The organism is Psychrobacter sp. DM8, from assembly GCF_051307025.1.
Lineage (GTDB): Bacteria > Pseudomonadota > Gammaproteobacteria > Pseudomonadales > Moraxellaceae > Psychrobacter.
Map to the genome: position 1 here is coordinate 83888 of NZ_CP195538.1, position 12667 is coordinate 96554.

12 protein-coding genes and 2 tRNA genes are annotated in these 12667 nt (G+C 44.9%); 13 read left to right on the top strand and 1 reads right to left on the bottom strand.

Annotated elements, in window-relative coordinates; translation table 11 throughout:
- Positions 1-46: 46 nt before the first annotated feature.
- Positions 47-1750 (bottom strand): type IV-A pilus assembly ATPase PilB, encoded by a 1704-nt coding sequence (gene pilB / locus ACR64J_RS00395; protein ID WP_435949996.1) that lies wholly within the window; start codon positions 1748-1750, stop codon positions 47-49.
- Positions 1751-1896: 146 nt separating this feature from the next.
- Here pilB and tpiA point away from each other — a divergent pair, with 146 nt between their 5' ends.
- The 13 genes from tpiA to rpsO all read left to right on the top strand — a co-directional run bounded on the left by tpiA (position 1897) and on the right by rpsO (position 12644).
- Positions 1897-2679, top strand: coding sequence for a triose-phosphate isomerase (tpiA, locus tag ACR64J_RS00400; protein ID WP_435949997.1), 783 nt, complete (start codon positions 1897-1899; stop codon positions 2677-2679).
- Between the two features lie 367 nt (positions 2680-3046).
- Complete coding sequence (secG, locus tag ACR64J_RS00405) at positions 3047-3358, top strand: preprotein translocase subunit SecG (protein ID WP_317200480.1); 312 nt, start codon at positions 3047-3049, stop codon at positions 3356-3358.
- Positions 3359-3558: 200 nt separating this feature from the next.
- Positions 3559-3643 (top strand) — tRNA-Leu (locus tag ACR64J_RS00410).
- Between the two features lie 120 nt (positions 3644-3763).
- Positions 3764-3840: transfer RNA gene (locus ACR64J_RS00415), tRNA-Met, on the top strand.
- A 342-nt stretch (positions 3841-4182) separates the two neighbouring features.
- Positions 4183-4683, top strand: coding sequence for a ribosome maturation factor RimP (gene rimP / locus ACR64J_RS00420; RefSeq protein ID WP_435949998.1), 501 nt, complete (start codon positions 4183-4185; stop codon positions 4681-4683).
- A 161-nt stretch (positions 4684-4844) separates the two neighbouring features.
- Positions 4845-6329: a transcription termination factor NusA gene (gene nusA, locus ACR64J_RS00425; RefSeq protein ID WP_435949999.1), complete on the top strand. Its 1485-nt coding sequence runs from the start codon at positions 4845-4847 to the stop codon at positions 6327-6329.
- 165 nt (positions 6330-6494) lie between these two features.
- Complete coding sequence (infB, locus tag ACR64J_RS00430; protein ID WP_435950000.1) at positions 6495-9221, top strand: translation initiation factor IF-2; 2727 nt, start codon at positions 6495-6497, stop codon at positions 9219-9221.
- A 141-nt stretch (positions 9222-9362) separates the two neighbouring features.
- On the top strand, positions 9363-9776 hold the full coding sequence (locus tag ACR64J_RS00435; protein WP_317200484.1) for a ribosome-binding factor A: 414 nt from the start codon (positions 9363-9365) through the stop codon (positions 9774-9776).
- Entirely contained in the window at positions 9769-10809 is a 1041-nt protein-coding gene (gene truB, locus ACR64J_RS00440; protein ID WP_435950001.1) for a tRNA pseudouridine(55) synthase TruB, read from the top strand. Before ACR64J_RS00435 ends, truB begins: the two co-directional genes overlap by 8 nt.
- 173 nt (positions 10810-10982) lie before the next feature.
- Entirely contained in the window at positions 10983-11507 is a 525-nt protein-coding gene (locus tag ACR64J_RS00445; protein WP_317200486.1) for a type 1 glutamine amidotransferase domain-containing protein, read from the top strand.
- 53 nt (positions 11508-11560) lie between these two features.
- Positions 11561-11722: a hypothetical protein gene (locus tag ACR64J_RS00450; RefSeq protein WP_317200487.1), complete on the top strand. Its 162-nt coding sequence runs from the start codon at positions 11561-11563 to the stop codon at positions 11720-11722.
- A 126-nt stretch (positions 11723-11848) separates the two neighbouring features.
- The gene (locus ACR64J_RS00455; RefSeq protein WP_435950002.1) at positions 11849-12010 is read left to right on the top strand and encodes a hypothetical protein; all 162 of its coding nucleotides are present in this window, start codon (positions 11849-11851) and stop codon (positions 12008-12010) included.
- 364 nt (positions 12011-12374) lie between these two features.
- Entirely contained in the window at positions 12375-12644 is a 270-nt protein-coding gene (rpsO, locus tag ACR64J_RS00460; protein ID WP_435951085.1) for a 30S ribosomal protein S15, read from the top strand.
- The last annotated feature ends 23 nt before the right edge of the window (positions 12645-12667 follow it).

Sequence of the window (12667 nt, forward strand, 5' to 3'; positions counted from 1 at the left end):
CGCTTTTCTCGTTGGTTTACGCGCTTATTCAGGTCGGTTTGTGCGCTTATTCAGAAGTAACGCGCATCATCTCTTGAATACTCGTCACGCCTTGGAGTACCTTTAAAATACCAGAGCGGCGCAAATCTCTAAAACCATTTTTGAGCGCAGCATCTTTGATATCGATCGCATTGCCATCTTCCATGATAATACGCGAGATATCCGGACTGACTTTCATAACCTCATAAATACCAACGCGGCCTTTGTAGCCTTCACGGCACTCGCTACAACCCACAGGCTCGCTGATGTGATTATTGGGGTCATCCAAGTCTGCATCGGTAAAGCCAATCTCAAGCAGGCTTTGACGCGGTACATCGATAGGTTTTTTGCAGTTTTTACATAATCTACGAGCCAGCCTTTGTGCGATAACCAAGTTGACTGAAGTGGCGATATTAAAGGAGGCCACACCCATGTTGCGTAGACGGGTCAAGGTTTCAGGTGCTGAGTTGGTGTGCAGCGTTGAGAGTACCATATGTCCCGTTTGCGCCGCCTTAATCGCAATCTCAGCGGTCTCTAAATCTCGAATCTCACCGACCATGACGATATCAGGATCTTGACGCAAAAAAGACTTGAGCGAATTGGCAAAGGTTAAACCAACTTTGGCGTTGACGTTGACTTGATTGATACCCTCTAAGTTAATCTCAACAGGATCCTCTGCGGTAGAGATATTAGTTTCGCCGGTATTTAGGATATTAATACCCGTATATAAAGAAACGGTCTTACCAGAACCTGTTGGTCCGGTAATCAGCAGCATACCTTGCGGCTTATGAAGCGCTTCTAAAAACATCTCTTGCTGATCAGGCTCATAGCCTAAAGCTTCAATACCAAGCATAGCAGAGGAGGGGTCTAAAATACGTAACACTAGCTTTTCGCCAAACAGCGTCGGTAATGAGCTTACCCGAAAGTCGATGGCTTTATTTTTGGATAGTTTAAGTTTGATACGCCCATCTTGTGGCACGCGGCGCTCTGAGATGTCCATTTGCGACATGACTTTTAGGCGGGCGGCGATTTTGCTGGCAAGTTGTACGGGCGGGTTGGCCATCTTTTGCATGACGCCATCAACGCGAAAACGCACACGAAAGCTCTTTTCATATGGCTCAAAATGAAGATCTGATGCGCCCATACGAATGGCATCAACGAGCATTTTATTGACGAATTTGACAACGGGCGCTTCATCAACGCCATCAGAGAGTTTGGTCTCGCCATCATCAGCATCAGGGTCTTCAAAATCGACCGTTAAGTCGCTATCGGCAAACCCGCTAAAGTTTTGCATACTATCAGCATATAGCTTCTCGATACGGGCTTTGAGCTTATCCTCCTCAACCACTACCGTCTCAACAGACAAGCGCGAGTTAAAGGCGACGGCGTCTATGGCATCGATACGCGTAGGGTCACTGAGCGCGACAAAAAGCCGTTGACCACGCTTAAAAATAGGTAGCGCATTAAATTTACGGACTATTTTTTCATCAATTAAGTCTTTGGGTATGATGTCATCGCTTAACGCATTGAGATCAAATAAAGGATCGCCAAAAGCTTGCGACATCATTTTTGCTAACTGATAAGCATTGGCTATTTTGTTATCTACCAAATAAGACACCAGTCCCATTTGCTGCTGCTGCGCCTCTCTTTGCGCAGTATCCATTTGCGCCTCGTTGACGATCCCTTCGCTAATGAGCTGCTGCGCTAAGCCGCCGATTTTAATAGTTGTCATAGATATGGTCTCTCCCTAACCTTGCTATCAGTGCTATGGTCGAATATCAAACACAGCCTAGTGTTCTATATACTATAGCACTTGCAAAATATTTGTTATACTTGCGCGCACAAAGCGATAATGATAAATCATATAGGGCAAACAAGATGCAAACTTGGGTAATAGGCAACTGGAAACAAAATCCTGCCACCAGTCACGAAGCAGGCGCACTGGTACAAGGCTTACTTGCTGCTATTGATGCAAAATCTGCGCCAATAACTTGTCAGTTAATGGTCGCCCCAAGTAGCATTCACTTAGCAGCTGTGGCTACGCAAATTAAGGGAACATCGCTACTTGCCGCTGCACAAGATATTAGCGCGCATAGTGATAGTACAGGTGCCTACACTGGGGATTGCTCAGCGCAGCAAGTCGCTGATGCTGGTGCAACGTGGACGCTACTAGGTCACTCTGAGCGCCGTCAGTACCATCAAGAGTCTCATGAGGCGCTTATGCAAAAGCTATCTTGTGCCCTCAAACAAAACTTGGGCGCCATATTTTGTATTGGTGAGACGCAAGCGCAGTACGATGACAAGCAAACCCTAAATGTTATCGATGAGCAGTTATCCATTATCAAAGACTTACTAGCCCAGCAGCCAGAGATCACCGACTCTCTCTCATCGCACCTAATGATAGCTTATGAGCCAGTATGGGCGATTGGTACAGGCAAAGTCCCAACCGTCTTTGAGGTCAGCGCCACCCATCAGCATATCAAGCAGACGCTCGCTGGCCTCTCGCCCGCCTTTAGTAATATAAATGTACTCTATGGCGGTAGTGTTAATGCAGATAATGCGCAAGACTTTGCTGCTGATAGTATGATAGATGGCGCTTTGGTGGGCGGCGCTTCACTAAAGGTAGAGAGCTTTTTGGCGATAGCGGATGCCTTTAGTTAAGCTAATGAGTAGCTTAGTATTGTATTAAGATCTTTGGTCTTATACTCTTTGCTCTAAGAGTAGGCTGACGGATCTAAACGGTGTTCTTTGAGGTGATAAAAGTCACTTTAATAGTGCCCTTGCAATCGTGTATAATGCGCCTTATTTATTAAGCCTTGATACTATCAGTTCTAATCTAACGAGCAGTTCTAATTTGAAGAGCAGTTCTAATTTGAAGAGCAGTTCTAATTTGACAAGGTCGAATGGCACAAACTTTAGATTTTTTCTAGCGAGTATTGTCATAAGTTTTTTTATTTGAGCTATAAGTCGTTGGTTCACATCATTTATTATTGTTACCAGTCGTCATTAGGCGGCAAAAGAGGACACCATGTTTACGTTTATATTAGCCATACATATTATCGTAGCGATTGCTATGATCGGCTTGATTTTGATACAGCATGGTAAAGGGGCGGATGCTGGAGCCTCCTTTGGTGCAGGCTCCTCTGGTACAGTCTTTGGCGCAGCGGGTACGGCCAACTTTTTGACTCGTGCGACAGCTGTGCTTACGGTTATATTTTTTATTACCAGTATGGTACTTGCAGTCAATGCTCGCGAGCAGGCTGAAGATCAGTTTCGCCTAGATGCGCCGGTATCTGCGCCGCAAACGCCGCGCCCGTTAACCGAGAACCCTCAGCAGTAGTAAAAAGCAAGGTTTCGGTATAATCATCTATTGATGGATACTCAGCGCTTGCTATTTTGATGCGTTAGTCTTACAATACTTTTTCTGTTTTTGCAGCCGACTCTTAATAGTCGACCTACTGTTCTGAATTTTCCTCAAAGAGCAGCGTAGCTAAAAGTAGATAGTCAAAAGCAGTGTGATGAGAGTTTATAGTCTCATAAGCGATTGTGGTGGAATTGGTAGACACGCCATCTTGAGGGGGTGGTGGCGCAAGCTGTGGGGGTTCAAGTCCCCCCAATCGCACCAAGTTTTAATGTTTGTTTTGTAATGTTTGTTTTGTATAGTACCGATGCATTATAGCGCTCTTTATTTAAATAAAGATTGACAAGGTGATTAAACCTACCTATAATACGCATTCTAAATTGTTGCGGGGTGGAGCAGTCTGGTAGCTCGTCGGGCTCATAACCCGAAGGTCGTTGGTTCAAATCCAGCCCCCGCTACCACTTTTTATACTGATGTTTGTACCCTAAATAGCCAGTGTCGATTAGCCCACCATTATGTTTGTGGGTTTTTTTGTACCTAAAGCTTTGTGTTATCATGACACTTGTCCTACTATGCCAAGCATTAGCTTGTGTGGCGCCTGCCTACTAGGCATAGTGAGTGCTTATTTATAAGTATTTTATAAGTAGTACGGTCTTCTACCTTATCTTATGACATCCATTTGCCTATAAATAAGATTAGGTCATAGAAAACCTAGACTGAGCGCTTTTGCCCAAAATAACAGGCAAAGTCGTTGCCGTTTATTATGTACAAGTGATACGTCAATAGGAAAAAATAAATACATTATGAAATTATCAACCAAAGTTGCTGAATTAACCGCTATCATCGAGCCTGCTGTTGCCGCTTGTGATGTGTCGCTATGGGGCGTAGAATTTGTACCGCAAGGTCAGCGCTCTTTACTGCGTATCTATATTGAGGCGTTGCCTGAAGACCAAGCACAAGACAAGCAAGTAACTATTGAGAACTGCGCGGCGGTGAATCATCAAGTCAGCGGTATATTAGAAGTGCATGACCCTATCGCAGGCGAGTTTATTCTAGAAGTATCCTCACCTGGCTTTGATCGGGCGTTCTTTTCAGAGTCGCAAATGCGTGATTACATCGGTCAAACGGTAAGCCTTCGTTTGATACAAGCGATTGGGCAGGGCGACAAAAAACGCCGCAAAGCGACAGGCAAGCTCGATAGTATGGACGATACCTCACTAACGCTTAGCGCCTCTGATGGCGAAGTGTTTGAGATTGCTTTTAGTAATATAGATAAAGCAAACTTGATCTATGAAGACGTCTAGCGCTACATATAATCTAATATCAAAAATTTGAGCTGTGAATAACTCATTGTGACAATAAACTCATTGTGACAATAGCAGTAATGACATTCGTAATGACGATAAACGTTACGACATCAATGATAAGATATGAGTCAATAACAAAACGATAGGACAGATAGAGTATGAGTCGTGAAATCTTAACGGTAGTAGAAACTGTCAGTAACGAAAAAGGATTGAACCCTGAAGACATCTTTGAGGCTATCGAAGATGCTCTGGTGGTATCCACTAAAAAAAAGGTCTATACCGAACAGCCAGAAGTAGCGGTACGTGTCGCGATCAATCGTGACACGGGCGACTACGATACTTATCGTTACTGGACAGTAGTCGCTGATGAAGACCACGAGATGCCAGCCTGTCAGCTTGCTATTACTGATCTTGACACGGATGAGTGGTCCATTGGTGATGTCAAAGAAGAGCAGATTGAGTCTATCGAATTTGGCCGTATTGCAGCCACGCAAGCCAAGCAAGTTATTATCCAAAAGATTCGTGAAGCTGAGCGTGCTTTGGTTGCCGATGCTTTTGAATCTCGCGTTGGTGAGATGATGTATGGCGAAGTCAAAAAACAAACTCGCGATGGTTACATTGTTGACTTAGGCGATAACGCCGAAGGCTATCTGTCTCGTGATCAGATGCTGCCACGTGAGCAATTGCGTGCCAAATCTCGTATCAATGCTATCCTTTATCATGTCAACCGTGAAAATCGCGGCGCGCAGTTACTATTATCCCGCACGCATCCTGAAATGCTCTCAGCACTGATGCAAAAGGAAGTCCCTGAGATTGCAGAAGAGATCATTGAGATTCGTAATGTCGCTCGCCTGCCTGGTACTCGTGCTAAAATAGCGGTCAAAACCAATGATCATCGTATTGATCCTGTTGGGGCTTGTATCGGTATGCGTGGTACGCGTATCCAAGCGGTACAACAAGAACTCGACGGCGAGCGTATCGATGTCGTGGTGTGGTCAGATGATCCTGCCCAGTTCATTATCAGTGCGCTTGAGCCTGCTGATGTCAGCAGTATCATCCTAGATGAAGATGCCAAGACAGCTGATATTGTCTTTAGTACCAACGATCAGCTTGCACGTGCGATTGGCTCACAAGGTCAAAACGTACGTCTGGCCTCTGAGCTGACTGGTTATAAGCTCAACATGATGCTAGAAGAAGAGTATCAAGAGCGCCAAGAGAGCGAATCAAAAGCCTTTATCGATTTATTTTATGAGCGTTTAGAAGTAGATCGTGATTTGGCACAAGCCCTTGTCGATATTGGTTTTACGACTATCGAAGAAGTAGCTTATGTGCCTGTTGAGACCTTTTATGATATCGAAGGCTTGGATGACGAAGCGATTGATATGATTCAAGAGCGCGCTAAAGAAGTGGTCATCGCAGATGAGCTAGTCAAACAACAAAACATGAAAGAGCCAAGTCAAGAGCTACAAGACCTTGAAGGTATGAGCGTCAATCTGGCCTATAAACTGGCGCAAAAAGACATTATTACCGTTGATGACTTGGCAGAACAGGCCGTATTTGATCTAGAAGATATCGAAGGTTTAGATAATGACACCGCAGGAAAATTAATTATGAAAGCCCGGGAATCTTGGTTCGATGAATAGGTACTAACTGCATATCGCTGTCTTTTGGTGATATGCTATCAACCATAAAGCGTGGATGTTGTTCTTAGCGTAAAGTCTAGCGAGCAACATTTGCCTTAACGCAATCATTTGTAGCCAACAATTGAATTGAAAATATAGCAAACAATAGACAGTAGGTGATAATAAATGGCAGATAAGACCGTCAAAGAACTAGCAGAAATGGTCGGCAAAACCGCAAGTGCTGTAAAACAGCAACTGGTAGATGCCGGACTGCCTGCTCGCGAAGAGAGTGACATGGTCACTGAACGCGAGCAAGAGAAGTTAGTGACGTATTTAAAACAAAGTCATGGCCAGACCGACAAGCGCCGTATCAGTCTTAAGTCTAAGACGACGAGCACCGCGCGCGTGACTGGCTCCTCTGGTAAGTCCAAAAGCGTCAATGTTGAAGTACGTAAGAAAAAAGTATTCGACAAGCCTGATCCAGAAAAAATGGCAGCAGAATTAGCCGCTCGTGAACAGGCTTTGGCTGAAGCACAAGCTCGCGCTGCAAAAGATGCCGAAGAGCGCCAAGCTGCTAAGAAAAAATCTGAAGAACGTCAAGCAGCAACGCTAGCAGCGATGCGTGCAAGCTTGGGCTCTAACAAGTCCTCTGATGACAAAAACGATGATGTTGCAGCCTCTGTTGTCGTCAAAAAAGGCGGCAAAGCGGCAGTTGAAGTCAAGTCAAAAGAGCAGCCTAAGAAAAAGGTTGCCGCGACTAAGCCAAAAGTTGAAACCGCAGCTGAACGTAAAGCACGCGAAGCACGTGAAGTTGAGGAAGCACGCTTACGTGAAATCGAAGCTGAGACGCGCCGCGTACAAGCTGAAGAAGCGCAAAAGCGTACGCTTGAGCAGATGCGCAAAATGGCGGGTAAGTATACCGATCGTGAGCCTGTGGCAGAAGTTCGTAAAGATGAGCCATTAGCTGAAGGCCTTGTAGGAGACGCGCTTGAGGAGTCGTTTGAAAAAGAGCGCCGTGAGATCAAACGTGGTTCTAATAGTACGGGTGCTCGTGGTCGTCGCCGCAAAAACCAAGATGAGCGTGAAATCAAGAATCGTAAGAACGGTCTGACTTCAACGCAAGCGTCACAGCATAAGTTTGAAAAGCCTGTCGAAAAAATCGTCTATGACGTCGAAATTAGCGAGCAAATCGCAGTATCTGATTTAGCTCAGCGTATGGCAGTCAAAGCTCGCGAAGTGATCAAACTGCTTATGAAAATGGGCGAAATCGTTCGCGAATCTGACATGATAGACCAAGCGACAGCGAGTTTAATCGTAGAAGAGATGGGTCACAACCCAGTACCCGTTAGCGATACCAAAGTCGAAGACGATCTACATGATGCCGTTGATGAGCGCAGCAGTAACGTACAAACGCGTCCACCCGTCGTCACTATCATGGGTCACGTTGATCATGGCAAGACATCCTTACTTGATAAGATTCGTGAGACTAAAGTTGCCACAGGTGAAGCTGGCGGTATCACTCAGCATATCGGTGCGTACCATGTACAGACAGATCGCGGCGTCATTACCTTTTTAGATACTCCAGGTCACGCCGCCTTTAGTGCGATGCGCTCACGTGGTGCTCAGGCGACGGATATTGTTGTTTTAGTTGTCGCCGCTGACGATGGCATGATGCCACAAACGGCAGAAGCGATTGATCATGCCCGCGCGGCAGGTACGCCTATTATCGTCGCTATCAACAAAATGGATAAGCCAAGCGCTGATCCTGATCGCGTTCTCAATGAGCTGACGACGAAAGAAGTGGTGTCAGAGGATTGGGGTGGTGATACACCAATGGCTCGTATATCTGCCAAAACAGGTGACGGTATCGATGAGCTGTTAGAGCTTATCAGCTTGCAGTCTGAGTTGATGGAATTAGAAGCCCCACTAGATGGTGCTGCTCAAGGCGTCGTTATCGAATCAAGATTAGAAAAAGGTCGTGGTCCTGTCGTCAGCGTACTGGTCAAAAAAGGTACATTGAAGCAAGGCGATCTCGTTCTAGCAGGCGAGCATTATGGTAAAGTTCGTGCGCTAACGGACGAGCATGGTCAACGTGTTAAGTCAGCGGGTCCCTCTATCCCTGTTGAGATCTTAGGTTTACCTGAGACGCCAGCGGCTGGTAGCGAATTCTTAGTCGTTACCGACGAGAAAAAAGCTCGCGAAGTTGCTGATTTTAGAGCCAATCGTGAGCGTGAACGTCAACTTGAACGTCAAAACGCTATGCGCCTTGAGAGCATGTTTGATCAGATGGAACAAGGTGATGTGTCTTTCTTAAACATTGTACTTAAGACTGATGTTCGCGGTTCTTTAGAAGCTCTACTTGCAGCACTCAATGAGTTATCTACTGACGAAGTCAAAGTTCGCGTTATCAGCTCAGGCGTTGGTCCAATCTCAGAGTCTGACGTTACCCTTGCTGAATCTAGTGAAGCGGTGCTGTTAGGTTTCAACGTTCGCGCTGATGCCACTGCACGCCGCAAAGCCGATAGCGCTGATATGGACATTCGCTACTACAGCGTCATCTATGGTCTGATCGACGATGTCAAAGCAGCTATGAGCGGTATGCTCGCGCCTGAACATCGTGAGAAGATCCTTGGTGTGGCGGATGTTCGCGAAGTATTCCGCTCTAGTAAGTTTGGTGCAGCTGCCGGTTGTATGGTAGTTGAAGGCACGATCTATCGCAACAAGCCTATCCGCGTACTACGTGATGACCAAGTTATCTTTACCGGTCAATTGCAATCATTACGTCGTTACAAAGAAGACGTCAATGAAGTGCGTACGGGGATGGAATGTGGTCTTGCGGTTCGTGGCTATGATGTCGAAGCGGGCGATAAGATTGAAGTCTTTGAGATTCAAGAGTTCGCACGTACGATCTAAGGCTATTGTTTGATAGTCAGTTACCACTAGGCCTAACAGGTGTACCCTGCTAGGCCTTTTTTACCGAATAGCCCTTGTTATAAAATGAGCGCTCTAAATGTATTTTAACTATAAAAATTTTACTACAGTAAGGTTAATTCTATGAACCAACGTCTACAACGCTTGGCTGATCAAATCCAGCGCGAGCTTGCCGTCCTTATCCGTGATGAAGTCAATGATCCGCGTCTAACGGGTTTTGTGACCATCTCTAGCGTAAAGGTTAGCCCAGATCTAGGCTACGCTGATGTCTATGTCACTATCATGGAGCCTGAGCTTAATGATGCTATGGTCAAAACCAGTCACGAAGAGAGCATCAAAGTACTCAACAACGCCGCAGGATTTTTGCGTACAGAGCTAAGCCATAGCCTAAAAACACGGACGACGCCGCGCCTGCGCTTTCACTATGATGAAGTGACCGCGCGTGGTAACTATATGATGGACTTAATCAGTCAAGCTGTCACCAAAACTGAGCAAAACGAAGATGACGTAGAAAACGACGCCTCGCAAAATGACTAAGCAAAAACAGATAGATAAACAAAGGGTCTCTGGCGTTATCTTGGTGGATAAACCACAAGGTATGACCTCGCAGCAAGTCGTGTCAAAGGTGAAGTATCTGTTTAAGTCGCCAATGCATGACAGCAAAAAGGCGGGGCATACAGGTACGCTTGATCCTATGGCGACAGGTCTTTTGCCGATCTGCTTAGGGGAGGCGACCAAGTTTAGTCACTATCAACTCGACGCGGACAAATCCTATCAGGCGACTATTGCGCTCGGTAGTCAAACCGATACGGGCGACGCTGACGGGCAAGTTATTGCGACTGCTCAGGTAACTCAAATTGATCAGCCGCTACTAGAGCGCATCGCTCAAAAGTTTTTGGGCGCGCAGCAGCAAGTCCCGCCTATGTATTCTGCACTCAAAAAAGACGGCAAAAAGCTCTACGAGTACGCGCGTGCTGGCATTGAGGTTGAACGTGCAGCAAGAGATATTGTCATCAAAGATATCCAGCTGATTGCCATTGATGACACTCAGTTGCAACTCACCGCAACCTGTACTAAGGGCACTTACATACGCGTGCTGGGAGAGGATATCGCGCAAGCGTTAGGCACGCTCGGTCACTTAACCGCATTACGACGATTGCAAGTGGGCAAGTTCGCTATTGATGATGCCATAACCATACTAGAGCTTGAAGCACTAGCACTTGATAAACGTTTTGAGCAATTGCTGCCAGTGGACGCTTGTATTGATATACCTGCTACCCTTATGCTGACCGCAGCGCAAGTTGCACGTATACGCCAAGGTCAACGCCTTAATGTCTTAGAGCAGATGAGTGTTGATATTAAAAACTACCTCTCAAGCAGTATCGATTCTCAAGTGTCTGATGAGATTTTGGTTGATTCTAAGAACCATCTAGAACCAAAAGCCGAGCCACTCTTGCATCATGAGATGCCTATAGATATACGTCTCGTTGACGAACAGGAACAGTTTATTGGTCTAGGGGCACTTAGTCTCAACGGACGCTTGCAGCCTAAAAAGCTCATCCATTTATAGATTGCATTACTAGGGCATTACATTAATCACATATCGTCACATTTTATTGCAGGTTACGTCTATGGCGTGACCTGTTTTTTTTATAGACTAGCCAAACCTACTAGACACTAATGATAATAAAAACAGCGACAACGTAAGCTAGTAGGAGACTATAATCAATAATGGAGTAGATTATGAAAACGATCGCTTTTTTACTACATAATAATTTTGAACAAGCAGAGTATGAAGACGTCAATAACCAGCTCAAAGACAAAGGCTATAAGACCGTTCTGATTACTACTAATGACGATAAACAAGTACAAGCGATGCAGCAGGACGTCAATAAAGCTGATACGTTCACGGCTGACATGTTCGCCAATGAAGCAAACGTTGCTGATTATGATGCGCTCGTATTACCAGGCGGTACGGTAAACGCTGATACTATTCGCGGCAACAAAGAAGCTCATAGCATCATCAATGCTATTAACGACGCAAATAAAACTTTAGCTGTCATCTGCCATGCGCCATGGGCACTGATTAATACAGGCATTGCAAAAGGCAAAACGCTAACCGCTTATCACTCCTTGCAAACCGATCTAGAGAACGCAGGTGCAAAATTCGTCGACAAGAGCGTGCAGATTGATGGTAATCTGATCACTTCACGCAATCCAGATGATATTGATGATTTCGTAGATGCTATCGACAAAGCACTATCCTAGTTCTATTCTTCTATATCTGATTTAATTTACTTAACCACCACTAAGGATCTACTATGACACAGCCTAACCCAAATGATACCAAGCTTGAGCAACAAAAGTCTGACTCGCAAATCGCTTCACTAAAGAATCAAACCGAAGACAATTATAACGAAGAGACAGAAGCTGCTGCCGATCGTATTGCAGACAATGTAGAGAATGCTAAAGACGATAAGTAAGCACTTATAGCTAACAACTTGTAACTATCATGGCTATCTTCTATAAAAATTTTTCAAAGCGTTTCTTTTAAGAAGAAAGCTATTATTTTAGGTTTGCAAAATTATTATAAGAATAGGAGAGTAATAATGGATGAACAAGAAAAGAAAATCGAAGAGCAATACAAAGAGATTAACCCAACTGATGAGGCTCCTGATAGTTTAGCAGAAGCAACAACTGCGCCGCTTGATGATAGCGAGCTTGGTCGACATGCTACAGAAGACGATGTTAAAAAGAACAACGATAAGTAATCCTTATAATGAGTCTATCCATTGATGTTACTGTGATATCAAATGTGTGAACTCACCATAAAAACTGCTGCTAATGTGGCAGTTTTTTGTTATAATCAGCGCCGTATTGGCAATAGCTCTTATGCAAAACTTTGATATAGTTTTAGCATCTAGTTAGTTAGTATCTAGATAGACGGCTAAGCTTGAATGTTTACGTGTGAAGCTCATTGTTTAATAATACGACCCTTGAATGCTTAGCGTTCACTAGGTCAACTCTAGTAATGCAGGGTTGTCCTGAATGATGCCAAAGCTTTTTTATTTTTACGGTTCTATAAGCACTCATCTGTTTGAGTAAATTATAGAGCTCTTAGCATTGCTGGAGAGAATTATGCTAACGAATACTGATCGCGAACAAATCATTGCTCAATACCAACGCGGCGAGAACGATACTGGCTCCCCTGAAGTTCAGGTTGCCCTATTAAGCGCCCGTATTAACGATCTACAGAACCATTTTAAAGAGCACAAAGGCGATCATCATAGCCGCCGTGGTCTTATCCGTATGGTAAACACGCGCCGTAAACTTCTTGATTACCTAAAAGGTAAAGATCTTGGTCGCTATACCACACTGATCAGCCAATTGGGTCTACGTCGTTAATATCACACTCAGCTGTGTGATTA

Coding starts and splice junctions, on each gene's coding strand:
- pilB (WP_435949996.1), bottom strand. CDS start 1,750: ATGACAACTATTAAAATCGGCGGCTTAGCGCAGCAGCTCATTAGCGAA.
- tpiA (WP_435949997.1), top strand. CDS start 1,897: ATGCAAACTTGGGTAATAGGCAACTGGAAACAAAATCCTGCCACCAGT.
- secG (WP_317200480.1), top strand. CDS start 3,047: ATGTTTACGTTTATATTAGCCATACATATTATCGTAGCGATTGCTATG.
- rimP (WP_435949998.1), top strand. CDS start 4,183: ATGAAATTATCAACCAAAGTTGCTGAATTAACCGCTATCATCGAGCCT.
- nusA (WP_435949999.1), top strand. CDS start 4,845: ATGAGTCGTGAAATCTTAACGGTAGTAGAAACTGTCAGTAACGAAAAA.
- infB (WP_435950000.1), top strand. CDS start 6,495: ATGGCAGATAAGACCGTCAAAGAACTAGCAGAAATGGTCGGCAAAACC.
- ACR64J_RS00435 (WP_317200484.1), top strand. CDS start 9,363: ATGAACCAACGTCTACAACGCTTGGCTGATCAAATCCAGCGCGAGCTT.
- truB (WP_435950001.1), top strand. CDS start 9,769: ATGACTAAGCAAAAACAGATAGATAAACAAAGGGTCTCTGGCGTTATC.
- ACR64J_RS00445 (WP_317200486.1), top strand. CDS start 10,983: ATGAAAACGATCGCTTTTTTACTACATAATAATTTTGAACAAGCAGAG.
- ACR64J_RS00450 (WP_317200487.1), top strand. CDS start 11,561: ATGACACAGCCTAACCCAAATGATACCAAGCTTGAGCAACAAAAGTCT.
- ACR64J_RS00455 (WP_435950002.1), top strand. CDS start 11,849: ATGGATGAACAAGAAAAGAAAATCGAAGAGCAATACAAAGAGATTAAC.